The 24,982-nt window shown below is 31.6% G+C and carries 18 protein-coding genes and 1 tRNA gene; 9 read left to right on the top strand and 10 right to left on the bottom strand.

The window, feature by feature from the left end:
- Positions 1 to 1,251 carry a lipopolysaccharide biosynthesis protein gene (locus tag AC2I98_RS12400; RefSeq protein ID WP_486411977.1) on the bottom strand — a complete coding sequence of 417 codons (1,251 nt, stop codon included), beginning with the start codon at positions 1,249 to 1,251 and terminating at the stop codon, positions 1 to 3.
- A gap of 51 nt (positions 1,252 to 1,302) precedes the next feature.
- Between AC2I98_RS12400 and AC2I98_RS12395 the strand changes: the two genes are divergently transcribed.
- From AC2I98_RS12395 to AC2I98_RS12385, 3 genes are all read left to right on the top strand, one after another.
- A complete protein-coding gene (locus AC2I98_RS12395) occupies positions 1,303 to 1,998 on the top strand; it encodes a YjjG family noncanonical pyrimidine nucleotidase (protein ID WP_486411976.1) in 696 nt (231 codons plus the stop codon).
- 78 nt (positions 1,999 to 2,076) lie between these two features.
- Positions 2,077 to 2,673, top strand: a complete 597-nt coding sequence (locus tag AC2I98_RS12390; RefSeq protein WP_486411975.1) for an LURP-one-related family protein — start codon at positions 2,077 to 2,079, stop codon at positions 2,671 to 2,673.
- Positions 2,674 to 2,758: 85 nt separating this feature from the next.
- Positions 2,759 to 2,832: transfer RNA gene (locus tag AC2I98_RS12385), tRNA-Arg, on the top strand.
- Positions 2,833 to 2,873: 41 nt separating this feature from the next.
- Here the strand turns inward: AC2I98_RS12385 and AC2I98_RS12380 are convergent.
- The 3 genes from AC2I98_RS12380 to hisS form a co-directional block, all read right to left on the bottom strand.
- The gene (locus tag AC2I98_RS12380; protein ID WP_486411974.1) at positions 2,874 to 3,317 is read right to left on the bottom strand and encodes a hypothetical protein; all 444 of its coding nucleotides are present in this window, start codon (positions 3,315 to 3,317) and stop codon (positions 2,874 to 2,876) included.
- Positions 3,318 to 3,410: 93 nt separating this feature from the next.
- Complete coding sequence (locus AC2I98_RS12375) at positions 3,411 to 4,331, bottom strand: PfkB family carbohydrate kinase (RefSeq protein WP_486411973.1); 921 nt, start codon at positions 4,329 to 4,331, stop codon at positions 3,411 to 3,413.
- A 41-nt stretch (positions 4,332 to 4,372) separates the two neighbouring features.
- A complete protein-coding gene (gene hisS / locus AC2I98_RS12370) occupies positions 4,373 to 5,992 on the bottom strand; it encodes a histidine--tRNA ligase (RefSeq protein WP_486411972.1) in 1,620 nt (539 codons plus the stop codon).
- A 185-nt stretch (positions 5,993 to 6,177) separates the two neighbouring features.
- Here hisS and AC2I98_RS12365 point away from each other — a divergent pair, with 185 nt between their 5' ends.
- The 4 genes from AC2I98_RS12365 to AC2I98_RS12350 are packed head-to-tail and all read left to right on the top strand — an operon-like array spanning position 6,178 to position 9,007.
- The gene (locus AC2I98_RS12365) at positions 6,178 to 6,651 is read left to right on the top strand and encodes a cupin domain-containing protein (RefSeq protein ID WP_486411971.1); all 474 of its coding nucleotides are present in this window, start codon (positions 6,178 to 6,180) and stop codon (positions 6,649 to 6,651) included.
- Between the two features lie 21 nt (positions 6,652 to 6,672).
- A complete protein-coding gene (gene recF, locus AC2I98_RS12360; protein WP_486411970.1) occupies positions 6,673 to 7,752 on the top strand; it encodes a DNA replication/repair protein RecF in 1,080 nt (359 codons plus the stop codon).
- Complete coding sequence (locus tag AC2I98_RS12355) at positions 7,749 to 8,051, top strand: DciA family protein (protein WP_486411969.1); 303 nt, start codon at positions 7,749 to 7,751, stop codon at positions 8,049 to 8,051. The genes recF and AC2I98_RS12355 overlap by 4 nt, the downstream gene beginning before the upstream one ends.
- 2 nt (positions 8,052 to 8,053) lie before the next feature.
- A complete protein-coding gene (locus AC2I98_RS12350; protein WP_486411968.1) occupies positions 8,054 to 9,007 on the top strand; it encodes a YheT family hydrolase in 954 nt (317 codons plus the stop codon).
- 74 nt (positions 9,008 to 9,081) lie between these two features.
- Here AC2I98_RS12350 and AC2I98_RS12345 read toward each other — a convergent pair whose 3' ends face one another.
- From AC2I98_RS12345 to AC2I98_RS12320, 6 genes are all read right to left on the bottom strand, one after another.
- A complete protein-coding gene (locus tag AC2I98_RS12345) occupies positions 9,082 to 10,449 on the bottom strand; it encodes a RagB/SusD family nutrient uptake outer membrane protein (RefSeq protein WP_486411967.1) in 1,368 nt (455 codons plus the stop codon).
- Positions 10,450 to 10,461: 12 nt separating this feature from the next.
- On the bottom strand, positions 10,462 to 13,482 hold the full coding sequence (locus tag AC2I98_RS12340; RefSeq protein ID WP_486411966.1) for a SusC/RagA family TonB-linked outer membrane protein: 3,021 nt from the start codon (positions 13,480 to 13,482) through the stop codon (positions 10,462 to 10,464).
- A 294-nt stretch (positions 13,483 to 13,776) separates the two neighbouring features.
- Positions 13,777 to 15,264: a RagB/SusD family nutrient uptake outer membrane protein gene (locus AC2I98_RS12335; protein WP_486411965.1), complete on the bottom strand. Its 1,488-nt coding sequence runs from the start codon at positions 15,262 to 15,264 to the stop codon at positions 13,777 to 13,779.
- A gap of 13 nt (positions 15,265 to 15,277) precedes the next feature.
- Positions 15,278 to 18,301, bottom strand: a complete 3,024-nt coding sequence (locus tag AC2I98_RS12330; RefSeq protein ID WP_486411964.1) for a SusC/RagA family TonB-linked outer membrane protein — start codon at positions 18,299 to 18,301, stop codon at positions 15,278 to 15,280.
- 392 nt (positions 18,302 to 18,693) lie between these two features.
- Entirely contained in the window at positions 18,694 to 20,076 is a 1,383-nt protein-coding gene (locus AC2I98_RS12325; protein WP_486411963.1) for a DUF5689 domain-containing protein, read from the bottom strand.
- A 21-nt stretch (positions 20,077 to 20,097) separates the two neighbouring features.
- On the bottom strand, positions 20,098 to 22,908 hold the full coding sequence (locus AC2I98_RS12320; RefSeq protein WP_486411962.1) for a carboxypeptidase regulatory-like domain-containing protein: 2,811 nt from the start codon (positions 22,906 to 22,908) through the stop codon (positions 20,098 to 20,100).
- Between the two features lie 79 nt (positions 22,909 to 22,987).
- Between AC2I98_RS12320 and AC2I98_RS12315 the strand changes: the two genes are divergently transcribed.
- The gene (locus AC2I98_RS12315; RefSeq protein ID WP_486411961.1) at positions 22,988 to 24,193 is read left to right on the top strand and encodes an endonuclease/exonuclease/phosphatase family protein; all 1,206 of its coding nucleotides are present in this window, start codon (positions 22,988 to 22,990) and stop codon (positions 24,191 to 24,193) included.
- Between the two features lies 1 nt (position 24,194).
- Entirely contained in the window at positions 24,195 to 24,962 is a 768-nt protein-coding gene (gene trpA / locus AC2I98_RS12310; RefSeq protein WP_486411960.1) for a tryptophan synthase subunit alpha, read from the top strand.
- Positions 24,963 to 24,982 lie beyond the last annotated feature (20 nt).

Genomic DNA, 24,982 nt, shown 5'->3' with positions numbered 1-24,982 from the left:
TTACTTTTTATAACGTTTCAACTCTTTCATCACGAAATAAAGTTGAACTAAGTAACCCAATCCTGCAAAGAAAGAATATAGGGATAACGTTAAAAGTATGTTTTTATTTAATCCACCAACTACACAGGTAATAAATGTGATAAAAACAAGGTAAATATTAAAGTAAAAAGCGTAATGATTTTTCTTAATTACCACAACAATTTGCTGAATAGGATTCATCGCAGAACGACATAAAATCCAAAAAGAAAGTATCCATGTCATGATATGTAAACCTTTCCATTCTGGTCCAAGAATCCATTCGAGAATAAAAATTCCAATAGAATTCATCAACACCAAAAAAACAGCGATTGCTCCGACATTATATAGAATAACTTTTTTCGACAAATCATACAATTGATGCGCACGATGTTCAATCATTCCAGCAGATTTCTGAAAGAAAACTTTCGACATGGAATTGGAAAGCAAAACCAAAGGAACAACCAAAACTTTAGACGCATTTCCATAAAAACCTGCATCCTCTTTCGTAAAATAAAACAACAACAAAATTGTCATTAGATTATTTGCAATTGCATTCAAAGATTCTGACGGTAACGTATACTTTATAATCTCTTTATTTTTAGAAATTGTTCGCTTTGCTAAACCAAAATCAACCGAAGAAAATCGTCCTTTCGTAATCGAAAAATAAAATACACAAGATAAAACTGTCCCGAAAATAGTTCCGTAAATCAAACCTGTTTCTCTATAACCCATCCAGTAAAAAATAGCTTGAAAAATAACTGAAAAAATCGCGTTAATCACGACACCTGTTGAGATACTTTTGAAAAATTTATACTTCGTAAATAATGAAGTTTGCACATTATTCCAAGCTGTAAACAATCCAGCAACGCAACTTAAGAACACAATAAATAACGAGGTTTTGAATGTGAAAATTTCTTCTAAAATAGCGTAGCCTAAAAAGAACAAAATCGTTACAATGCTACTAACTAATAATAAAACAGTGAATAAATTTCGAATCGCTTTTGTAGATTTCGAGATTACGAATATATTCTCCAAACGAAATGTTGTAAAAATAGAAAGAATTGCCACAAAACTCAAAAATGCATTATATGTTCCAGAAGAGTCAGGGCCATACAATCTTGCTAAAATTATTCCGCCTCCAAACATTATCGCTTGCGCAATCGTGTTCCCTGCAAGCAAAGACAAAACGCCTTTAGCATTCTTCGTTTTAAATTTTTCTAACTTCGTTTTCAATTGATATTTTCTTCATCAGCAAATCTACATAAAATCCTTAGCTTTGCATTTATGAACACAATAAAACACGTTTTTTTCGACCTTGACAATACACTTTGGGATTTCAGAAAAAATGCAAAATTCGCTTTAAAAGAACTTTATATAAAATACGATGTCGAAAACCGTTATGGTTTCACATTTGATGAGTTTCACCCATTTTATCACGATAGTAACGAAGGACTTTGGGCATTAATTCGTGACAAAAAAATAACAAAAGAAGAATTAAGAGCAAGACGTTTTAAAGATGCTTTTGATAAATTAGGAATCGATAATGATGCTTTAGCAAAGATTTTCGAAGAAGAATACATGGAAACAATTACCAATTATAATGAAGTGGTAGATGGTGCGATGGAATTATTGGATTATTTGAAACCAAATTACACGTTACATATCATTACAAACGGCTTTATCGAAGTATCGAAACGTAAAATAGAAACTTCTGATCTAAATGGTTATTTTGATACAGTAACTTATGCTGATGAAATTAAAATCTTGAAACCAGATCCTCGTATTTTCTCTTTAGCTATGGAAAAATCTGGCGCTAAAAAAGACGAATCTATTTATATTGGCGACGATTGGATTGCAGACGCAGTTGGTGCAAAAGCATTCGGAATGTCAGCAATTTTCTTTGATCGCTTAGACGAAAACTTTTCGATGGATGATGTTCCAACGATTACTCATTTGAATGAAGTAAAAGAATATTTGTAAAATATATTAAAGGTTCAGAAATTCTGAACCTTTTTTTATGAAATAAATTCTATTTTAGCGAAATAATTAATCTATAAAATGAATTTAAACAACCTAAAATTTCCTTTAGATATTAAATTTAATATCGCAACATTATCAAATGATTTTACTGTTTCTGATGCTAATGGACAATCTATTTTTTATGTAAGAGAAAAAATGTTTTCTTGGCGAGATGCAATCAAAGTTTACCGAGATTCATCTAAAAAAGAAGAATTATTTCAGTTACGTTCGAATAAATTAATCGATTTCCAACAAACTTTTACCATTACAGATGCAAACGGAAATATAATTGGAAAAGCTCGACGAAAAACATTCAAATCTTTTTGGACAGCTACTTTTCATATTTATGACGCGAATGACAATCATGTATTTACAATAAAAGAACGCAGCGGAATGGTCAGAATGATGGACGGAATGGTTGGTGAAATTCCTGTTGTAAGTTTTTTTACTGGATATATTTTTAATCCGAAATATGTTTTGACAGATTTGAATGGTACCGAATTTATGGAAGTTTCTAAAGAACCTTCTTTCTTTGGACGAAAGTTTAAATTAAATCAATATCAATCTTCACAAGATGATTCTCTTTTCGTACTCAGTTTTATGATGATGTTAATTAGTGATAGAAATAGAGGATAATTTTTTTGTAAAAATAATTTGGAGATTCAAAAATAGTCTTTATATTTGCAGTCCAAAATAAGAACAATAGTTTCTTATCAGGAATGGCCGAGTGGCGCAACTGAATAGCGCACTTGATTACGGCTCAAGAGGTTACAGGTTTGAATCCTGTCTCGGTCACAAAAGCAAAAGCTCATCAAATTTTGATGAGCTTTTTTATTTTAATACACTTCTGTTTCTGATGGAATTTCCTCTAATTTTTGATTCTTTTTCATCATAAAGAAAATACAATTCCCAAACCAGGTTAACCAAAAGATATAGAACCCAATATGAAAGGTTTTCTTTAGTAATCGATGAGATGTTTCTGTGAAATCATGATACGTATAAATCAACCCAAAAATCCCTACAAAAAAGAAGATAAATGGTAACAATAATTGTTTAAATCGTTTGGTTGTTTTAGCATTCCAAATAGATAATACGACAAAAATAATTGTCTGAATCGCAAATAATAAAAGTGCTGTTTTCCACCACGACTTCAAAATAGTGTATTCATTATAAATAATGGTAATTCCAATCTTTCCGATTAATGACATTTTCGAAATCATTATTCCAGAAAGTAAAGAAGAAAAAGCTAAGATTAGCAAGTGTATAATTTTGTTTTTCATCTCTATGTTTTATAAACTCAATTTACTCAAAAATTAAACCATAAAAAAAGCCTTGCAAATGCAAGACTTAAAATATTTTAAAGAAATTGATTCTTATAAGTTGATTGAAAAATCCATTAATTCGTGGAATTTTCTTAATCTGTCAATTAATCCTTCTCTGTCTAAAGCTTCTAAAGATTCAGTTCCGAATTTTTCACATGTTACAGACGCTAAAGCAGAACCATAAACGATTGCACGTTTCATATTATCAAAAGAAAAATCGTTTGTTTTTGCTAAGTATCCAGAAAATCCTCCGGCAAATGTATCTCCTGCTCCTGTTGGATCGAAAACATCTTCTAATGGTAAAGCTGGTGCAAAGAAAACTTGCTCTCCTTGGAATAATAATGCTCCGTGCTCACCTTTTTTGATGATAACAGTTTTAGGTCCAAATGTCATAATTTTTTTAGCTGCTTTTACTAAGCTATATTCACCTGACATTTGACGTGCTTCTTCGTCATTAATAGAAATAACATCAACATCTTTGATGACATCCATTAATTCGTTCCAAGCACAATCCATCCAGAAGTTCATTGTATCTAAAACTACTAAACCTGGACGTTGATCTAACTGCGTTAAAACTCCTTTTTGTACCAATGGATGTAAGTTTCCTAACATCAATACGTCTGGAGATTTGTAAGTTTGAGGAACAACTGGATTGAACGTTTCTAATACATTCAACTCTGTAGCTAACGTATCACGTGTATTCAAATCGTTGTGGTATTTTCCTTCCCAAAAGAATGTTTTTCCTTCTTTTACGATTTCCATTCCATCTAAATTGATTCCTTTTGAACGTAATAAATCAATATACTCTTGAGGAAAATCTCCTCCTACAACTGAAACAATAGCTGTATCTACTCCCAAAAGAGAAGAAGCCATTCCGATATATGTAGCGGCACCACCTAAGATTTTATCTGTTTTTCCAAATGGAGATTCCAATTTATCAAAGGCAACTGTACCAACTGTTAATAAACTCATTTTATATTCTTAATTAAATAGTTTGCAAATATATAGAACTTTTAAGAAAAAAGTGCATTCGCTAAATCAACAAAAGCAACTTCTGTTTGTTCACCAGAAATCATATCTTTTACTGTCGCTTTTTGCTCAGCAATTTCTTTTTCGCCTAAAAGAATCACTTTCTTAATTCCTTTTTTGTCAGCATATCCCATTTGCTTTTTCATCTTCGCATCATCTGGATAAACTTCTGTATTGATTCCACTTTGACGTAATTGTTTCACCAATTTCATTGCAACAGTAGCTTCTGTTTTACCAAAATTAATGAACAATGCCTGAATATTCGTAGAATCTTCTAAAGCTGGGAATAAATTATTTTCTTCTAAAACCAAATACGTACGATCTAACCCGAACGAAATTCCGACACCAGAAATATCTTTTAAACCAAAAATTCCAGTCAAATCATCGTAGCGTCCACCGCCACCGATAGATGATGAAAACTCTCCAATTTTTGCTTTCACTTCGAAAATTGCACCCGTGTAATAATCTAAACCACGTGCCAAAGTTAAGTTTAAAACCAATTCAGCAGATTGTAAACCAATACTTTCTGTATTTTCAAAAACAAATTCTAATTCTTCGATTCCTTTCAGCCCAGTTTCAGACGTTTTCAAAATATCTTTTAATTGTGCGAATTGTGCTTTATAATCTCCATTCATCGAGAATAAAGGTGATAAAATTTCAATAGCACTATCAGAAATACCTTTTCCACGCATTTCTTCTTTTACCGCTTCTTCACCAATTTTATCTAATTTGTCTAAAGCAACTGTAAAATCAATCAATTGAGCCGAAATATCTGCCACTTCTGCTAAACCAGATAAGATTTTTCTATTATTGATATGAATTTCAACAGGCGTTTTCAATTCTGTAAAAACCGAATCATACAATTGTACAAAATCTACTTCTTGTAACAATGAATCTGAACCTACAACATCGGCATCACACTGAAAAAATTCTCTGAAACGACCTTTTTGAGGACGATCTGCACGCCAAACTGGTTGAATTTGGTAACGTTTGAATGGAAACGTAATATCGTTTTGATGCTGCACAACGTAACGAGCAAAAGGCACCGTTAAATCATAACGTAACGCTTTTTCTGAAATTTTTGAAGTAAACGTTTTACTATCTAAAACTAATTTCTCAAGAATAATATCTTTAACATCAACTGGCGCTGAAGAGTTCTTAGTTCTTTCTTCAGCCATTTGAAATATATAATCTAATATATCTTTTACATGTAAAATCTTTGTAATTTCTGGAAATTCTTTATTAATATATTTAATTGTATCATCTAATTTTAATAAAGAAAAACTTTTATTTCCTTCAGAATCTTCTTTTAAAAATCCTGTCTCTACTAATATTTTATTAATTTTATTGCTTGCATCTTTGACATCTTTAGCAAACTTCATATAATCCCCAGAATCTAAAATCTTGAAAATTAATCGGTCTCCTTCTTCACCATATTTCCCTGTTAAGGTTGATAAATTCTCGAAAGAAGGTGTTTCGATTGGAGAAAATCCGAATAACACGAAGTGTTTTTTGATCGTGTTGATAATATATTGACGACGATTCACTTCTAAAGGAGAGAAATCTCTTGTTCCTTTTGGAATCGATGGTTTTTGAATTGCCATTTTTCTAAATCTTGCTTTTAAAGATGCAAAAATACATCATTTTGATTTTTAACTCGACATTTTAATAATAAATCATTGATATCATGATAAAAACAGTATAAATCGTTCAAGAAATTATAAGATTAATTTTTAATTAACATAAAATCATTTCAAAAGCTACTAAATTTATGATTAAACTACCTCAAATGAATAAAATACCAAGAAGAATTGTAACAGGAATTAGAAACAATAAATCTGTCATTATAGAAGATCAAACCGTTACAAACGTACAAGAACATTTAAAAGATTTGTATATTTCTGATATTTGGAGCACACAACAAACTCCTGCAAACTTGGAAGATGAAATTCAAATTCCAAATACTATTTTTCCAAATACGCCTAAAAATGGAACTTATTTTAGATATGTTAGCATTCCACCAGATAAAGATTTGGGAATAGAAGAAGTAAAAGGTCAACCACATCCTTTGATGCATCAAACTGACACATTAGATTATATTATTATTCTTTCCGGCGAATTACATTTGATTATGGATGAAGGCGAAACGTTACTAAAACCTGGAGATATTGTTATTCAGCGTGGTACAAATCATGCATGGAGCAATCGCTCGAATGAACCATGTATTCAATTAGCGATTTTAATTGATGCTTCTAAAGATTAGAAATTATCGTAATTTTGCTTGATGTATTTAAAAGAACTTAAAGCGCGACAATTCAAAAATTTTGATGAAAATAATTTCGAATTTTCTTCAAAGATTAATGCATTTGTGGGACAAAATGGAAAGGGAAAAACCAATGTGTTAGACGCTATTCATTATTTGGCTTTAAGTAAATCATATCTTAACCATTCAGACGGGATGAACATTCAGTTTGATTGCGATTTTTTTACGTTAGAAGGAACTTTTGATAAAAACGAGGCAGATGATGTTATTTTCTGTTTGGTTCGTTCTGGTCAACCCAAACAATTAAAACGAAATTCTAAATCATATGACCGTATTTCTGATCATATTGGACAATATCCATTGGTAATGATTTCACCTTATGATAGTGATTTAATCAAGGAAGGAAGCGAAGTTCGACGCAAATTTTTGGATAATATTATTTCTCAATCAAACAAGCAATATTTAGCAGATTTGATGCGATACAATAAAGTTTTAGTTCAACGAAATGCATTACTAAAATATTTTGTTGCCAATAATACATTTGATGCTTCATCATTAGAAATGTATGATGAAGAATTAATTCATTTAGGTAAAAAAATACACGAAATTCGAAAAGAATTTATCCAAACTTTTTTAGAAGCTTTCTTAAAATATTACAACGAAATTTCGGAAGGTCGAGAAAAAGTAAATATCGAATATATTTCTCAACTAAACGATGCGCCTTTTGAAACGGTTTTGAAAGATGCTTTATACAAAGATCGTTCGGCACAATATTCAACAGCTGGAATACATAAAGATGATTTGTTGTTCACGATTAGCAACTATCCGATCAAAAAATTTGGTTCGCAAGGACAGCAAAAATCGTATTTAATTGCTTTGAAATTAGCTCAATTAGAAGTGATAAAAAATTCATTAAACATTACACCATTATTGTTATTAGATGATATTTTTGATAAATTGGACGAACATCGTGTAACGCAATTAATTAAATTAGTAAACGAAGAACGTTTTGGACAAATCTTTATCACTGATACGCATCCCGAAAGAACAGAACAAATCATCAAACAAATTAATTCTGAAAGTAAAGTTTTCCGTTTATGAAAAAGTATGAAAAACGAAGTAATCAGCAAACGCTTGGTCAAGCTTTGGAGCATTTCATTAAACAAAATGGAAAAGAAGAATTGATTTGGGAAGTGAAAGCTGAAGAAGCTTGGAGAACTGTTATGGGAAAATTTTTCGAAAAATATACAGATCGTGTTGAAGTTAGACAACGTGTTTTGTATATTAAAATTAATTCGCCTGCAATGCGTCAAGAATTGATGATGGGAAAATCAAAAATTATTGCAAACATCAACGAAGAAATCAAAAAAGATTTTTTAATTGATGTCAAAATCTATTAAAAATGCCTTATATAGAACATTCGAGCTATCCAAAACCTAATTTACTAAATCGAAATTCTCACTATTCTACTATTTATCCTGCGAAGTTCAAAAAATATCCCGTTCCGAATTATACTCGAGAAAAAATCGCAACTGATGATGGTGATTTTTTAAATTTGGATTGGCGTTTTCAAGAAAATAAAGAAAAACTTATTATACTTTTTCATGGATTAGAAGGTGATTCGAAACGAACATATCTAAATTCGTGTTCTGATTTCTTTTATGAAAAAGGTTTCAATATTTTAGCTTGGAATCACAGAAGTTGTGGTGGAGAAATGAATAACACTTTGCGTTTGTATCATCATGGATCGATAGATGATGTACATAGCGTGGTTGAAAAAGCATTAGCAGAAAATTACCAAGAGATTTATTTGATTGGTTATTCGATGGGTGGAGCTTTGGTTTTGAATTATCTTGGAGGTTATGAAGTTTCGAACAAGATAAAATCTGCTGTTGTTTTTTCTGCTCCAATTTCTCTAAAATCTTGTGCTGATACTTTGAAAAAGTTTCCGAATACTGTTTATTTTAAAAATTTCAAACGAACACTTGTTCCAAAATTTAAGTCAAAAGCAAAACAGTTTCCAGGAAAATTAAACGAAGAAATGATTGATAAAATCAAAACCTTTGATGAAGTAGATGAGTATTTTACAGCAGCTTTACATTACTATTCTTCCAAAGAAGATTATTACCACAAAGCTTCTCCTGCAACAGTTTTAGATTATATCACAACACCATGTTTGATTGTAAATGCAGCTAATGACCCTTTTTTAGGTGATGATTGTTATCCTATCAAACGCTTCAAAAAACATAAATTCTGTACCTTCGAAATGCCTAAATATGGCGGACATTGTGGATTTCCTTTAAAGAATAATATACTCTCTTGGGCTGAAATTAGAGCGTGGGAGTTTATTAAATAAAAAAAATAATTGTAAAACATAAAAAAACCTCGAAGCAAGCTTCGAGGTTTTGTAATTATGATATGAATTTAATCTTATAATTCGTATCCTGGATTTTGTTTAATTAACGTTCCGTCAATATTAATCTCTGCTCTAGGAATTGGGAAAGCAACATGATTTGCATTTACTGTTGTAGGAACATAAGATTTATCTCCCCATCTTAATAAATCCCATTGTCTTTGTCCTTCACCCATTAATTCACGTGCACGTTCTTTTTTAAGATCGTCCATAGTAACTGTAGAAACAGCTGTCAAACCACGTTGAGTAATTAAAGTATTGTAATAAGTTAATGCTTTTGCTACACTACCTCCATTTAGCTCAGCCTCAACTCCATTCAATAATACCTCTTCATTTCTAACCATTTTGATGTTATCATTCCCAGAAATATTTGTGTATTTTCCTGTAAGAAAACCATTTGCATTGATTAATGATTTTCTTATATCAGTCGATGAGAATAAAGAAGCTACAACACCCGTTTTAAGTTGAATATTTGCATATCCATTAGGGTTTAATCTATATCCATAAGATGTAGTTCCTAAAGAAGCTACTTGTCCAACTGATAATTCAAAAATAGAGTTAGATGCTGCCCCATTTAATGTATAGTTAAATGACTCTTTCAATAACCCAGAAGAAATAGGAGTAGCGAAACCTGCTGCATCCAATTCATTAGTTAATGTTCTCACTTTAGCATAGTCACCTTTATACAAATAAAACCTTGACATTAATGCTTTTAAAGCTGGAATACCTAAATCTGTTTTAGTTAATCCTGTAGGAGCAGTATTAGCTGTCATTAATTGTAATGCTTTTGTAAAGTCAGCATCAATTTGAGCTTCTGTTTCAGCTATTGTAGCACGTGCCATTTTAGCTTTTGGATCAAATTTAGTAGGTATAACTACTCCTAAATCACCTCCAATATATTTTTGACCATAAAGTCTTAATAAATCAAAGAAACCAATTGCTCTTAAACCATATGCTTGTCCCTGAGAAAACGTTGCTCTTGAACGATCTAAATCTGAACCAGATAATGTTGCTACATCAGTATTAATTACAATATTTGTTTTAGCAACCATTGCATAAATTTGATTCCATGTTCCTGAAGCATAAGCGTCAGTTGATAACATTGTATAGTTTTGTATATTTTGGTAATAACCTCCTGATAAGTTACTATACATATTATCTGACCTAACCTCTCCGTACGCTAAAAAGTCTGCACCATAATATGTATTTGCTCTCATTGACACATATGCTCCTCTTACAAAAGCTTGTACTTCTTGTAAACTTTTTAAAGGAGCTTGCTCTACTTCTTGATGAAATTCTCTTTCAACAAAATCATCACTACATGATATATTAAATGATAATATCGATGCTGTTATAAATGCTATACTTAATAATCTTTTTTTCATTTTAATTTTTTTTTAGAAACTAACGTTAACACCTAATAAAAATGTTTTCAATACTGGTAAACTTAAATTTGTATATCCAGCAATGTTAGTTTCTGGATCAAACTTCAATCTATCATCAAAATTATGTGTCCAAGCATTATTTGCCATCACATACATTTGAACAGATCCTAAACCTGTACCTTGTAACATTTTAGAGTCAAATGTGTAAGCTAGTCTTGCATTACTTAAACGAATATAATCTGCGTCATATAAAAAACGAGTTGAAGCAGCATTTGATCGTTTATTTCCTCCATAAATAGGTTTTGGATTAGAAGCAGTTGTATTTTCTGGAGTCCAATAATCACCCATTACATTTCCATACCCCGGATAATTTGCAGTATATTGCCCATCACTAAAAGTATAAGAAGCCCAATCATCATAAATTTTACCTCCAAATCCATATGTAAATTGTAAGTCTAATGAGAATCCAGCATAAGCTAATGTTGTATTAAGACCTCCAAATACATTACTTAAGAAAGACCCTTGTACTTCTTGTACAGCATCGTTATAATTGTTAGTTGTTGCACCGTCTTTTCCGTTGATATACCACAATGGATCTCCATTAGTAGGATCAACTCCTGCCCATTTTCTCAAGTAGAATGTACGAACTCCTTCTCCTTCTCTCATTATAGTTGTAGAAGTTTTAACTTCTCCACCATAAAGTTCTGTGATTTCGTTATTTAATGTAGATAAGTTAAATCCTAAATTCCAATTAAATTGATTACGATCACCTCTTATGATATCAGCATTTAATGAGAATTCAAACCCTTCATTTACTAATTCTCCAATATTATCAACGTAAGATGTCATACCTTGAGATCCAGAAATTGGAATACTAGAAATTAAGTCTTTTGTTTTCTTGTTAAAATATTCTGCAGAAAATTTGATACGATCATTTAAGAATCCAAAATCAATACCTACGTTAAATGGATTAACAGTTTCCCATGATAAGTTTGGATTAAAAACTCCTGAATAATTTGCTCCCGCAGCGTCATTATAATTAGAGTTAAATGAATATAAAGCATAAGGGTTCGCAGAAACTTGGTTACCAATTTTACCATATGATGCTCTTAATTTCATCATAGATAATGCACTACTATTTCTAAGTCCACCTATTCTTGCTAAATCCACTCCAACTCCCGCAGACCAGAAATCTCCAGCTTTTTGACCAGGCATAAACTGTGATAAAATATCACGACGATAAGAAGCATCAACTAAAATTAATTTGTCATAATCATAATGAGCTGTTGCTGCATATCCCCAACGAGAAGATACCCCTCTAACACCACCGTATCCTAATGGAACAACAAAGTTTGTTAAGGTTTCTAGATTAGGAGACCCTACATTTTGAGCACTTGCATTTAAAAACTTAGAATCTGCTTTATATGCTTCTTGTATTAACGATACACCTACATTATGTAAATCGTATTTTTGATTCCAACTTACAATATTTTGTACATTGAAATTAAAATATCTACTTACATAAGCATTACTCATCCCATTTCTTGTGAAACCATCTCCATGTAATGGACTATAGTATTTATCCTCTTCAATATTAATATATTCTGGTGCAAATACTAAAGTATATTTAATATTTTTCCAAATATCATATTCTGCTTTAAAGTTAGCGAAAATCCTTGCCGTCTGAGCTTTACTATAATTTAAATCTAACAAAGCAGCTGGATTAAACTGGCTATTTGATAAGCGACCAGTTGAAGGATTCCAATAATAAGAACCATCTTCGTTTCTTACAGGATCTGTTGGTCTATTAAAATATTGAGATAAAATTGGATTTGCAAAACCACCTCCATCTGGCAAAGATTTTAAATTACTATAAGACATTTGAATGTCTGTAGATAATTTCAATTTATCTGTCGCTTGATAAGAAATTTTATTTGTAAATGCTAAACGTTTGTAATCTGAATTTTTAATTACAGACTCTTGCTTAAAGTAGTTAGCAGAAGCATAATATGATAATTTATCATTTGCTCCAGACACATTAAAATCAACATTTTGTTGAAAACCTTTTCTTTGTGTTTCTTCTTGCCAATTTGTATCAGCTGTAGCTTTATAAACACTAGCTACACTTGCTCCTAAAGCCCCTCCTGCTAATGATTCATAAGCCTGTGCTAAATTATCAAACATTCCAGGATTAGCTGCTTGATATCTATTCATAACTCCTACTGCTAAATATTCTTTATATTCATCAGCAGTAAATCCTCTATACGTATCAACTGCGCGATCATTCCAACCGATAGACGATGAGAAGTTGAATTTAGCAGCTCCTTTTCTTCCTGATTTTGTTGTAACAATAATTACACCTGCACCAGCATCTGCACCATATACAGCTGTTGAAACGGCATCTTTTAATACTGTTACACTTTCAATATCATCAGGGTTCATACTTGCTAAGATATTACCAGTCGTGTTATTTCTAGTCAAATCTCCACTTGCTACACGAACTCCATCAACAATCCAAATTGGATTTGTACTACCGTTAATTGAAGAAATTCCACGTACACGCACACTAGCCATACCTCCTGGTTGCCCAGACGCATTACCTGTTTGTACCCCTGAAACACGTCCTTGTAGCATCTTATCAACAGAAGCAACAGGTAAGTCTTCAATATCTTTAGATGTCATTGTACTTGTAGCACCAGTAACTTCTTTTATAGATTTTACTTGTCCAAAACCTACTACAACAACTTCACCTAATTCTTTAGTTTCATCAGTAAATTTTAAATTACCTAAGTTGTTAGAAGTAACTTTAAATTCTTTTCCGTTGATAACTAATGTATCACCTACTTTAGCATCAATGTTAAAATTTCCATTTTCATCAGTGTACGCAACTTTATCAGTACCTTTTACAGTTACTTCTACGTCTGACTCAGGGAAATTGTTTCCATCGTTAACTACACCCGTAACTTGAGCAAAAGCCATTGTTCCTAATCCTAGGAAAGCTAAAACGCCCAAAGATGTTAATCTTCTCCTCATAGTTTATTTTTTATAACATTTTTACAAAACTCTAACTTTTTTTTAAGATTTCCAAAAAGTTAGAAATATTTTTAGTTTATCAAGTATTTAAATAAATAGTTTATTAACTAAAAATATAAGCATTTTTTATTCAAATCACAACCTATATTAATAACATTCTTTCTTATTATTTTAAATATTATTTAATACATAATCTCTTGTTAATATATATTGTATTTAAAATAATGATAATAAAAAAATGGCCATCTAAAAAGACAGCCATTCTTATTTTTTAATATGTTATAAATTCCTTGATTAATATCCTGGTGTTTGAGTCATGTTTTTATTAAGATTCAAAACAGATTGTGGAATTGGTAATTGCCATTTGTAATCTCCAGCTTTTAATGTTAATTCTGAAGAAGCAGTTCCTGTACCATCTGCTAAGTATCCGTTTCCTTTACGTTGAATACCTTTTGTATAAACTGAAGAAATTCCAGCTACTCCTTGTAAACGTTTTAAAGTAAACCAACGATCTCCGTTTTCGAAAGCTAATTCTTTACGACGCTCTAATTGAATTGCGTCAAAAATAGCAGCTCCTGTTTCTCCTCCTGTATAAGAAGTATAACGTGCATCTCTTAATTTATTAAGTGTTGTTAATGCTGACGCAGTATCACCTGATAAATATTGAGCTTCTGCTAAATTTAAGATTGCTTCTTCTACACGAGAATAACGACCATTATTTAATCCTAATTTCACAGTTCCTGTAATATATTTATTAACAGCGATAACTGCTTGATTGTCGTGATTTTTTGGATTAAATATTTTAAAATATGCGTTTACACGTTCTGATTCTGTTGCAGTATTATATAATGCATAAAAATCTTTGTCAACAGCATATTCAATTACGATATTATCGTTTGTTGCACCTTGACTATAGTTTGTTCCAATTGTAGGATCACTAGAGTTTACGAAAGGAATTTCAAACAAAACACCATCGCTATTTTTAGAAGTCCATAAACCTGCTAATTGTGCTGCTGCTGCTGGAGCAACTGCATCAACAACTGGTTGTGTAAATTCGATTGCTTTTTTGTAATCTCCTTTGTATAAATATACTTTTCCTAATAAAGCTTGTGCAGCATACTTGTTCATTACAGACGATTCGTCATTTGCATTTAAACTTGGAATTGCAGCTTCTAAATCAGCAATAATTTTATCGTAAGTTACAGAAATTGTAGCATCACGTTGTGGTGCAGCTTGTGGATTGTAAACATCAACATAAGCAATACCTACAGAGCTTGGAGCATCTGCTGATTGTGTTGGGATTTCCGCATATGTACGAGCAACTTCAAAATGAGCTAATGCACGAACTGCTTTTGCTTGAGCGATTACATTATTTTTGAATTCTCCATCTTGTAAATTATCTGCATTCGCTAAAATAATATTAGCTCTTGAAACAATATTGTATGATGTAGAATATAAATCTGTTGGAACAGAGTTTGAATTGTAAGCCCAAGTATGCGCTCTTTGACCAGCACGACGACCATTAGGATCTAAAATTAAGTTATCTGCTAAGATATCTCCTACAGAAACAATATCACTTGCATTGCTTAATCCTGCATAATAACCTGATTGTGCAAATCCTTTATAAACTCCATTTAAAGCATTTGTAAAGTCAGATTCTGTTTTATAGTAATCTGAAACTTCGATAGCATCGTATGGTTTTTGGTTGATATCATCATCACTACAAGATGTAAAACTTAATGCGCAAGCTAATAATGATAATACTAAAATATTTTTTTTCATTTTGTTACAATTTTTAGAATGATACATTAAATCCGATTGAATAAGAACGTACTAATGGGTATGAGAACGCTGTAAAAGAGTTTGATACATATCCAGTAGAAGTTGTAGAACTACTTTCACTTGTTCCTGTACCTGCAATTGGATTACCGTGGTAATTTGTCCATAATGCTAAGTTTTGAACTTGAGCAAACATTCTTAAGTTTTTAACAAAAGTACCTTTAACTAAATTCGTAAAATTGTACCCTAATGATAAACTACGGAATGCGATGTAATCTGAACTTTCTAAGTATTTTGTAGAATATTCTGGTCCTGTTGTATTTGGTTTAGCAAATGCTGCATTTGTATTATCAGCAGACCAGTAATTACCAGCTTCTACAACATGATTATCTAAAGATGTAGGATCAGTTAAGTAAGCATACGTATTGTTGTACATATATCCTCCAGCAGAGTATGTAAAGTCTGCATTAATGTCAAATCCGTAGAATTTAGCATTTAATCCAAAACCTCCCATTAATGTTGGCATAGGTGTTTTTCCTGTTGCTACTGCATCACCTCCATCATAAACATCTGTTACATTTCCATCTTTATCTAAGTATAAATCTTTACCTGTATTAGCATCGATACCCGCATGTCTTACTAAGTAGAATTGATATGGTTTACCACCTTCTAAATGAATCATGTTTTCGTAAGCTCCTTGTACAAATAATTCGTTACCATCAGCTAACTCGTTTACTTTGTATTTTAAACTTGTCACATTTCCATAAACAGATAAATCAAAGTTTTTAGAACGGATGATATCATAGTTTAATTCTAACTCGAATCCTTCAGTTTTGATTTCCCCTGCATTGATAGTTGTTGTATAACCACCAGCTTCTGCAGATAATTGTTTATTGAATAAGAAATCAGATCTTAAATCGTTAAAATAAGCCATAGATCCTGTTAAACGGCTTCCGAAGAATCCAAAATCTAAACCTACATTAAATTTCTTATTCGTTTCCCATGTAGCATTAACATCTGCTAAATTTGTTGTAGGAAAACTTGATGGATTTCCATTGTAAGTTCCTAAGATATTCATCAAGTTCATGTTCGCATAACGAGCTAAACCAGAATCATCACCAACTTCACCATAAGAAGCTTTAAGTGTTAAGTTACTAACTGCTTTTACATCACGTAAGAAGCTTTCTTTTGCGATATTCCATCCCAAAGAAACTCCCCAAAAAGTACCATATTTATTATCAGCTCCTGCTAAAGAAGTACCATCACGACGAACGTAAGCATCTACAAAATATTTGTTTGCAAAATCATAAGATGCTGCTCCTAAATATCCAAATTTAGTTACTCTCCATCTTGATGTATTAGAATCTTGATCGATTAACGTTGCTAAACCTTGAGTTTGTAAATAATCGTTAGGAAAACCTTCACCATATAACGTCATCGAGTATAAACTTTGGTTAATGTACTCTGATGCCGCTGTAACACGTAAATGGTGTTTTCCTCCGAAAGTATTTTCGTAAGAAACTTCATTACGCCAGTTGTAATCAAAACGATCTGTACTTCTATCTGTTTTAGATCCTGCTGAACCTAATAATTGAGATAAAACTGCAGAAGGTTTTAAGAAGTTTTCGTATTGTGTACGGTTATAAGTCGCTCCAAAAGTAGAACGAGCAGAAACATTTTTCGTAAGATCAGCTTCTATAAATCCTGTTCCGTAAATACGTAAATATCTTGTTTGCGCATCAGTTTTTTCCATTTCATCTGCAACAGGATATCCCATGTAATTTGCATTAGAATTGTAAACACGATTACCTTCACCATCTAACACATAATTACCATTTCCATCCATTTCATAAAATGTTTCGTATGGACGGTTTAATAATGTATTATAGAATGGAGATTGAGCATTAACACGGTCACGAGGAGCGTCTAATGTAGCATAAGATCCATTTACATTAATCCCGTAACGTAACCAATCTTTAACTTTCGTTGTGTTATTAAAAGTTGCAGTAATTCTTTCTAAACCGTCGTAATAACGTACAGCACCTTCGTTTTTATCATAACCTACAGAGAAGTTATTTGATGATTCACCATCATTTTTACTGATTGAAATGAAGTGAGATGATGTTAAACCATTTTTGTATAAATCATCTGACCATTTATGGTTATTTTTAGATAAACGAGCAATCTCTTCTTGTGTACGAGCTTGCCCTAATTCTAATGATTTACCAGCCTCATTTATAATTGTGCTTAAACCATTTTGGTAGTTTAATAATTGTTCTGCATTCATCAAGTTGATGTTTGGCAAATCAACCATTTGGTTAACTCCAATACGTGATGAATAACTTACTGTTGCCTCTCCTTTTTTAGCCGATTTTGTTTTCATGATGATAACACCATTCGCTCCACGAGAACCAAAGATTGCTAATTGAGAAGCATCTTTCAATACTTTCACCTCTTCGATATCAGCAGGATTAATTGCATTAACATCAGCAGCAGTCATGTAAGTACCATCAACAACATATAATGGAGATTTCACTCCTCCATTTAAACCAATTGCTCCACGAATTGTAACGTTAGCAGTTGCACCTGGAGCTCCACTCATTGCTTGAGATGATAAACCAGCTACTTTTCCTCCTAACATTTGATCAATAGACACAGATGGGTTCATCTGTTCCAAATCTTTTGCTTTTACAGTGGTAACACCTGATTTAGATGGAGCGTTGAATATAGATTTTACAACTACCTCACTTAAATCAACTGGACCACTTTGTGTAGCAGCATACTTCAATGTACCTAAACTATTGCTAGTTACAGTAAATTCTTTTCCATTAACAACTAAAATATCTCCAATTTTAGCGTCGATATCAAATTTACCATCAGCATCTGTGTAGACAACTTTGTCCGTACCTTTTACGGTAACTTCTACATCCGCTTCTGGAAAATTATCCGCGTCATTTACAACACCCGTTACTTGAGCAAATGCAGCTGTTCCTAAACCTAAGAAAGCCAACAAACTCAAAGATGTGATTCTTCTCCTCATAGTCTTATTTTTATAAAATAGGGGAACAAATCTGCAAAATAAATTTGATGGAAAAAAGTAAAATGATAAATAATTAGCTTGTTATTAAAATAAGACGAATAATGATTTTTTTTATCACCTTTATAATAATATAGGTCTATTATTTTTAAATAAAAAATTAATTAACGTTTATTAATAAAATTAAAAATGATTTTATGTTAATTTATTTTTAAAGTAAAAAAATCAATACCATATAATATAAAATATTAATTCTGAAAACCTTGTATTTTTATACTAAAAGTCGTTAAAATATTCGTGAAAAATTTTCATTTTCTTAACGGAATTGATAATTATTAAAATAAAAAAGACGTCTAAAATTAGCCGTCTTAAAAATTATTTAATTGATTGTTAAATTAATCAATCTTGATATTATCGATGATTAAGTCATATGTTTCATCTTTTCCTACTTTTAAAGAAAATAAATCTCCATTAATTGTTTTTTGAATATCAAGTCCTTCGACATTTAAAGTAACAAGAACCCATTCTCCTTTTGTATCAATTGCACCTGTATATTGATTACTTGTCGCAGGAGAAATTGTAACTGCTTGATTTGACAAATCTCCTACATTAAATGGTGTAAAACCTGTTGTAGATTTGTTTACATTTAAAGACAATGATTTTCCTGAAGTACCTTTTACATAAAAGGTTATTTTCTTAGGACTTGCAGGTAAAGTATTTGTTAACAACCCTGTAAATACGTAGTCATTAGCTATTGGTGTTCCTTTAATTTGTAAAGCGTTTGTATTATCTCTACCTAAACCTACTGCACTTGTTGCATAATTTTTTAAACCAAAATTTGCATTAATTGAAGAGGTAAAGTCTGTCCAGTTATTAAAGTCTGAGCCTTTAAATAACAAGTTGGCAGCTTCTGTATTATTTCCTCCGCCCGGATTTTCACCTCCACCTACTTCAAAACGTGTTTGATTAAAATTCACATCATTAGGATCATTTATATACAACTGCCAAGTAGAGTTATAACGAGAAACTATAACTCTTATAGATCCACTACCTGTAGGCAAACTACTTTTCCACCATTTTGCAAAACCAGAGTTTCTCAAAATAACTTCATCACCTTTTTTATCTTGAAGCTTTCTGTCTTTTGTTATCTCTTGTTCGGCGTAAGTTTTATCAATTTCTGGTTGTAAAAACTGAATACCTTCCAATGTTACAACAGTATTGATATTCTCTTCTTTTAAAATATCTTTAATGTTTGTAAAAACTCTTGGTTTAATTTCGGTAACTGGATCACAAGTTCTAAAAATCTTAGATTTAATATCATTTTCTAATAAGTTATTTAAATCGTATTGTCCAACAGAAGAACCTATTTTGATTGCTCCTCTATCACTTGCTACTTTTAGACCTTTTAAATGAATTTGAATTTTAGAACCTAAAGGATATTTAGTATAAAGATTGGTTAAGTCTGAAACAAATTGAATTCCATCGGTTCCATCAGTCGCAGAGTTTTGCAACATTAATGTTTTATATATATTACCTGTTTCATCGTCTGAAATTACATAACCTTCTACAATTAAATCATCTAAGATATTTCCTTTATCGTCTATATTTAATTGTCCTGTTGTTAATCTTTCTTTTAAATCTTTTATAGATATATTCGCGTCAACCTTTGGACATTCCACAGGAGGTACGTTATAATCATCGTCTTGTACACAAGATTGAGTTATAAATAAACCTAAACTCAAAAGACTTGCTATTGTTAATTTTGATATTGTATTCATTGTTTTTTCTTTAATAGTTGATTAAAATCTGAAGTAAATGTTTGCAAAATATGTTGTTCCCATTCCGTAGAACATTTTAGGTCCAAATAATTTTTGATAATTTGCATCTGATGCATTTTTATAATTACCGATTCTCATTTGTTCAAAACCTCCAGTTACATAATTCTTGTTATTTAAAACATTGTTTATAGTCCCTGAAATCCCTGCTGAATATTTCCCTATACGGAAAGTTTTTCCAAGATTAATATTTAACATGAATTCATCAGAAAACTTCTCTTGCTTTAAAAGACCTTTTAATTGAGCCTCGATAACTTCTTTATCTCCATCTGGATATCCATGTTCATCTGTAAAGAAACGTGATGTTCTTCTATAAGCAGATGGATCAACATAATTATTCATTAAATAATTTCCTGAAACACCTATCCACCAGAATTTTGGATCACGGTATTCAGCACTTAACGAAAATCCTGATTGAGGTCCTGCAGCAACTTTATAATCTTTAAGATAAGCTGTTCCCAAATTTTTATAAGGTATTCCTTCCAAACCATATTCATCCGAATATAAATTATAGCTCGGATTATCTTTGTATACATATTGACCAATAGAAGCAACAGCAGAAACTGTCAGAACAGGTAAAACTTGCGCTTCAACCGCCAATTCTGTTCCTAAATACTCCTTTCCAACTCCTGTCATTACTTCAGAAACGAAAAGTTGATCCGCAGTTCCATCAATATATCCAAAAGATTTTTCAATTTCATCTTTTGTTCTCGTGTAAAAAGCAGTTGCACGCGCTTTTATACGTGGAGCTCTTAAGATATACGAAATGTCACTTGAAAATATTTTTGCACTTTCTACTCCTTCTACAGATACTTCATTCATACGAGCATTTGGAAAAATTTCATCAGAAGTTGGTGCTTCTGTTTGATACATTACATTTGCTTGAATAAAGTTACGTCCATCTAATTTTACCAAAAAATTAGACTTAACTCCAAAGTCTAAGAAATCATATGTCTTACTTTTTCCATAAGAGTGATCTTTGTACATTTCATTTTGGAATTTTCCGTCACGATAAAATTTCGTTAAAGCAGCTTTCATTCCTATCGTAACATCTAAAAATTTTCCTTTAATTTTAGATTGCATGTACAAGTCTGCATAATCACGATTAATTTCATAATAATACTCTTGCTTCTCACCTTTTCTAATTTTGTCACGTACTGATATATCACGATTATCTAAAATATTATAACGATAATAACGTGTAACCCCATTTTCTACTAATGTATTGTAATCATCCCAGTTCCAAACATACTCTGCTCCCATTAAATCTTGAATCTCTCTGTATAATTTAGAGTTTGTTTTTTGATAAGATGCAGCAATTGTCAAATCAATATTAGATGCTAATTCTGTTTGAAAGTTCGTATAAGCAGTAGCTGTTTTATCTTCGTTAACATCAGCTGTTAACCAATAAATAGCATGTCCATTTTTACTTCCATTTCTATTTGCATCATATAAACTTCCCCAATCCAATTGACCAATAGAACCACTTCTCCATTGGTCTAATTTATAATTATAGTTATATAACTGAATATCAGTAGGGATTCCATTAATGTTTTTATTGTCAAATAACGCATAACTTGGCATATTACGATAATATGTTGGTGAAGGATTACTTGCATTAAACCAATCTAAACGAGAACCACTTTCTTTACCAAATTGGTAAGAAATAGTTGTCGTTAATTTTGACTTATTGTTAATATTCCAATGGTGCGTTAACATATTAATAGGCTCGAAAGTTTTCTTAACACGCTCATTACGTTTTTCACCATCTTGCCATCCCCAATATCCATTATAATAAATTCCCATAATATCCACAACCTCTTGTGTATTTGGAGAACCTGTAGAACGACGAGTTGGCGCACCAAAACTTGTAAAGTTTAAGGTATGCTTTTCATTAAACTTTTTCTCGATCCCTAAATAGTAAGCATAAGCATCATAAAAAGTACCTTCTATAATACCTTCTTCGGCCCAACGTCTACTTCCTGAAACCATAAATGCCCAACCATTATCCATTAAACCTGTATTATAAGTTAACATAACACGATTTCTGTAAGAACGATTGGTGTTAGAGTAAGCTAAACTTGTTCCTTTACGCATTGTTGAAGGTCGAGTATCAAAATTTGTTACTCCACCTAAATCTCCAAAAGCATATTTAGAGGGCTCTATTCCATATGTTAATTCATCAGGTCGACGAGTTACATCATTAAGACCTCCCCAGTTATTGAAGGTTGCACGTCCATTATCCATTTTGTTCATACGAACTCCATTAAATAATACGTCATTATATTTGTTATCTAAACCTCTTGGTTTAAACCAATACGAACCTAATTCGTATGCAGAAACGCGAGCAAAAACATCGCGAGAAGATTGTAAAAGTCCTGAATTTGAAGCTGTCGAACTTTCATCATCAGATAATTCATCATCTGTTAATGTAATAATTCCAACTTCTGCTGTATTTGGATTAAATGTTAATTTAATATCACCTAAGTTAAGCTCTTTTTGCCCAGCTACTGTGATCTCTTTTTCATATGGGTCATAGCCCACACCATAAACTTGTAATTTGTAGGTCCCATCTGGAATATCTACAAATTGAAAATAACCTATACGATCGGTGATTGCAGCATCATTTGCCACACCTCCGTCCAATCGTACAGTGAGGTTATAAACCTCTTCACCAGTAGCAGCATTCTTAGCTACACCAGTAATCTTTGTCTGCGCTTGCGCCATAGCAACAGTTACAGCAAAGAATGAAAGACTTAACAATAATTTGTTCATTCAAACGAATTTTTATTTATAAATTAGCTATCTTTAAAAATCGGGACAACAAATTTAATAAATTCATAATTAATAACATATGTTTAAAATTAATAAATCTTTAACTTTATTCATCACTTTTACTTTTTTTTTAACATTAAACCTTAAAGGTCAGACTAAATACGCTAGTGCGACTGTTGCATTTTATAATGTTGAAAATATTTTTGATACCATAAAATCGGTTGGGTATATTGATGGAACTTTACCTTATAATGATAAAAATTATCATATTCAGATAGCAGAATCTGATATTTCGAAGTACGAAACAGAAGAATTTAAGCAAAGTTATACGTATGAAAATATAAAAGGGAAGAAAATTATTCGTCCATTAATTTTACAAGAAGAATTTATACCTAATGGAAATAAAAGATGGAATACACAAAAGTATTTTCAGAAGATAAATAATATTTCAAAAGTAATTAGCGAATTAGGCGCAGATGTTACAAACTCTGCTCCAGTTATTGTTGGTATTTGTGAAATTGAAACAAGAGAAATCTTAGAAGATTTAGCAAATAGCTCTGCTTTAAAAAAATATGATTACGGTGTAGTTCATTTCAATTCATTTGATGCACGTGGTGTTGACACTGGTCTATTGTATCAAAAATCTCGTTTCAAAGTTATTGACTCAAGACCTCATCCTATTTTCAATTATGATGCGGACGGAAAACGTAAATACACACGTGATATTTTACAAGTAACAGGTTTGTTGGACGGAGAAGAAATTACATTTTTAGTGAATCACTGGCCTTCTCGTAGTGGAGGAGAAAAAGTTTCGATGCCAGCGCGTATGGAAGCTGCAAAAGTAATGAAAGGAATTTTTGATGAGTTGAAATCTAAGAATCCAAATGCAAAAGTAATCGCAATGGGAGATTTTAATGATGATCCTATTTCGCCAAGTATCAAAAATACTTTTGATCCAGCTGGTGAAATTTCTAAAGTTTCTGACAACGGATATTACAATCCTATGTTACCTTTGTACAAAAAAGGAATTGGAACTTTAGCTTACCGTGATGCCTGGAATTTATTTGATCAATTTATTTCTACTTCATCGTTAGTAACAAAAAACAAAGATTATTCATCATATAAAATTTTCAAAACAGAAGTGTTCAATAAAGATTATCTAATCGCGACAGAAGGAACGTACAAAGGTTTCCCAAATCGTATGTGGAGTGGAGATACTTACCGCGCAAATGGATATTCTGATCACTTTCCTGTTTACACGATCTTATTAAAACAAGTAAAATAAAATGAACAAATTAGAGCAATTATTTAGTCAAAAAAATAATCACCTCATTACAATATACACAACTGCAGGATTTCCTAATCTAACAGATACGCCAACTATTCTAAAAGAATTAGACCGTAACAATGTTGATATTATTGAGGTTGGAATTCCATATTCTGATCCTTTAGCAGATGGACCTACAATACAGGCTACAAGCGAAAAAGCATTGGCAAATGGAATGACTTTAGATATTTTATTTGAACAATTAAATGCTGTAAAAAACGAAATTTCTGCACCTTTTGTCTTAATGGGTTATTACAACCAAGTGATGACTTTTGGGTTAGAAAAATTCTTAGAAAACTGTAAAGAAAGCGGTGTTTCTGGATTGATTTTACCAGATATGCCTTACGAAATTTACTTAGCTCAGCACAAAGCATTATTTGAAAAATACGATCAAAAAGTAACGTTTTTAATTACTCCTTTAACAACTGAGCAACGTGTTAAAGAAATAAATGATGCAACTTCTGGGTTTGTATATATTGTTTCGAATTCAGCAACAACTGGCGCTACAACATCTAACTATAACGAAGATTTCTTAGCAAATGTTAAGAATTTAGGTTTAACAAAACCTCATCAAATTGGATTTGGAATTTCGACAAAAGAAGATGTAGAAAAAGCTTGGCAATTTGCAAACGGGGCAATTATCGGAAGTGCTTTTTTACGTGTATTAGAAAAAGCTGAAGGAAATTATTCTGAAGCAATTAAAAATTATATTGAATCTTTAAAATAAAGACTCATCATACTAAACAA

This window comes from Empedobacter sp. EJD.6dd (assembly GCF_057369435.1).
The sequence above is the reverse complement of the archived record's forward strand: the minus strand, read 5'-3'. Positions and strand labels throughout refer to the sequence as shown.

What these genes read in the sequence shown, in the direction of transcription:
- AC2I98_RS12345 (WP_486411967.1), bottom strand. Translation starts at nt 10,449, where the DNA reads ATGAAAAAAAGATTATTAAGTATAGCATTTATAACAGCATCGATATTA.
- AC2I98_RS12325 (WP_486411963.1), bottom strand. Translation starts at nt 20,076, where the DNA reads ATGAATACAATATCAAAATTAACAATAGCAAGTCTTTTGAGTTTAGGT.
- AC2I98_RS12320 (WP_486411962.1), bottom strand. Translation starts at nt 22,908, where the DNA reads ATGAACAAATTATTGTTAAGTCTTTCATTCTTTGCTGTAACTGTTGCT.
- AC2I98_RS12330 (WP_486411964.1), bottom strand. Translation starts at nt 18,301, where the DNA reads ATGAGGAGAAGAATCACATCTTTGAGTTTGTTGGCTTTCTTAGGTTTA.
- AC2I98_RS12390 (WP_486411975.1), top strand. Translation starts at nt 2,077, where the DNA reads ATGAATTTAAACAACCTAAAATTTCCTTTAGATATTAAATTTAATATC.
- trpA (WP_486411960.1), top strand. Translation starts at nt 24,195, where the DNA reads ATGAACAAATTAGAGCAATTATTTAGTCAAAAAAATAATCACCTCATT.
- AC2I98_RS12355 (WP_486411969.1), top strand. Translation starts at nt 7,749, where the DNA reads ATGAAAAAGTATGAAAAACGAAGTAATCAGCAAACGCTTGGTCAAGCT.
- AC2I98_RS12380 (WP_486411974.1), bottom strand. Translation starts at nt 3,317, where the DNA reads ATGAAAAACAAAATTATACACTTGCTAATCTTAGCTTTTTCTTCTTTA.
- AC2I98_RS12340 (WP_486411966.1), bottom strand. Translation starts at nt 13,482, where the DNA reads ATGAGGAGAAGATTAACATCTTTGGGCGTTTTAGCTTTCCTAGGATTA.
- AC2I98_RS12315 (WP_486411961.1), top strand. Translation starts at nt 22,988, where the DNA reads ATGTTTAAAATTAATAAATCTTTAACTTTATTCATCACTTTTACTTTT.
- hisS (WP_486411972.1), bottom strand. Translation starts at nt 5,992, where the DNA reads ATGGCAATTCAAAAACCATCGATTCCAAAAGGAACAAGAGATTTCTCT.
- AC2I98_RS12365 (WP_486411971.1), top strand. Translation starts at nt 6,178, where the DNA reads ATGAATAAAATACCAAGAAGAATTGTAACAGGAATTAGAAACAATAAA.
- recF (WP_486411970.1), top strand. Translation starts at nt 6,673, where the DNA reads ATGTATTTAAAAGAACTTAAAGCGCGACAATTCAAAAATTTTGATGAA.
- AC2I98_RS12395 (WP_486411976.1), top strand. Translation starts at nt 1,303, where the DNA reads ATGAACACAATAAAACACGTTTTTTTCGACCTTGACAATACACTTTGG.
- AC2I98_RS12335 (WP_486411965.1), bottom strand. Translation starts at nt 15,264, where the DNA reads ATGAAAAAAAATATTTTAGTATTATCATTATTAGCTTGCGCATTAAGT.
- AC2I98_RS12375 (WP_486411973.1), bottom strand. Translation starts at nt 4,331, where the DNA reads ATGAGTTTATTAACAGTTGGTACAGTTGCCTTTGATAAATTGGAATCT.
- AC2I98_RS12350 (WP_486411968.1), top strand. Translation starts at nt 8,054, where the DNA reads ATGCCTTATATAGAACATTCGAGCTATCCAAAACCTAATTTACTAAAT.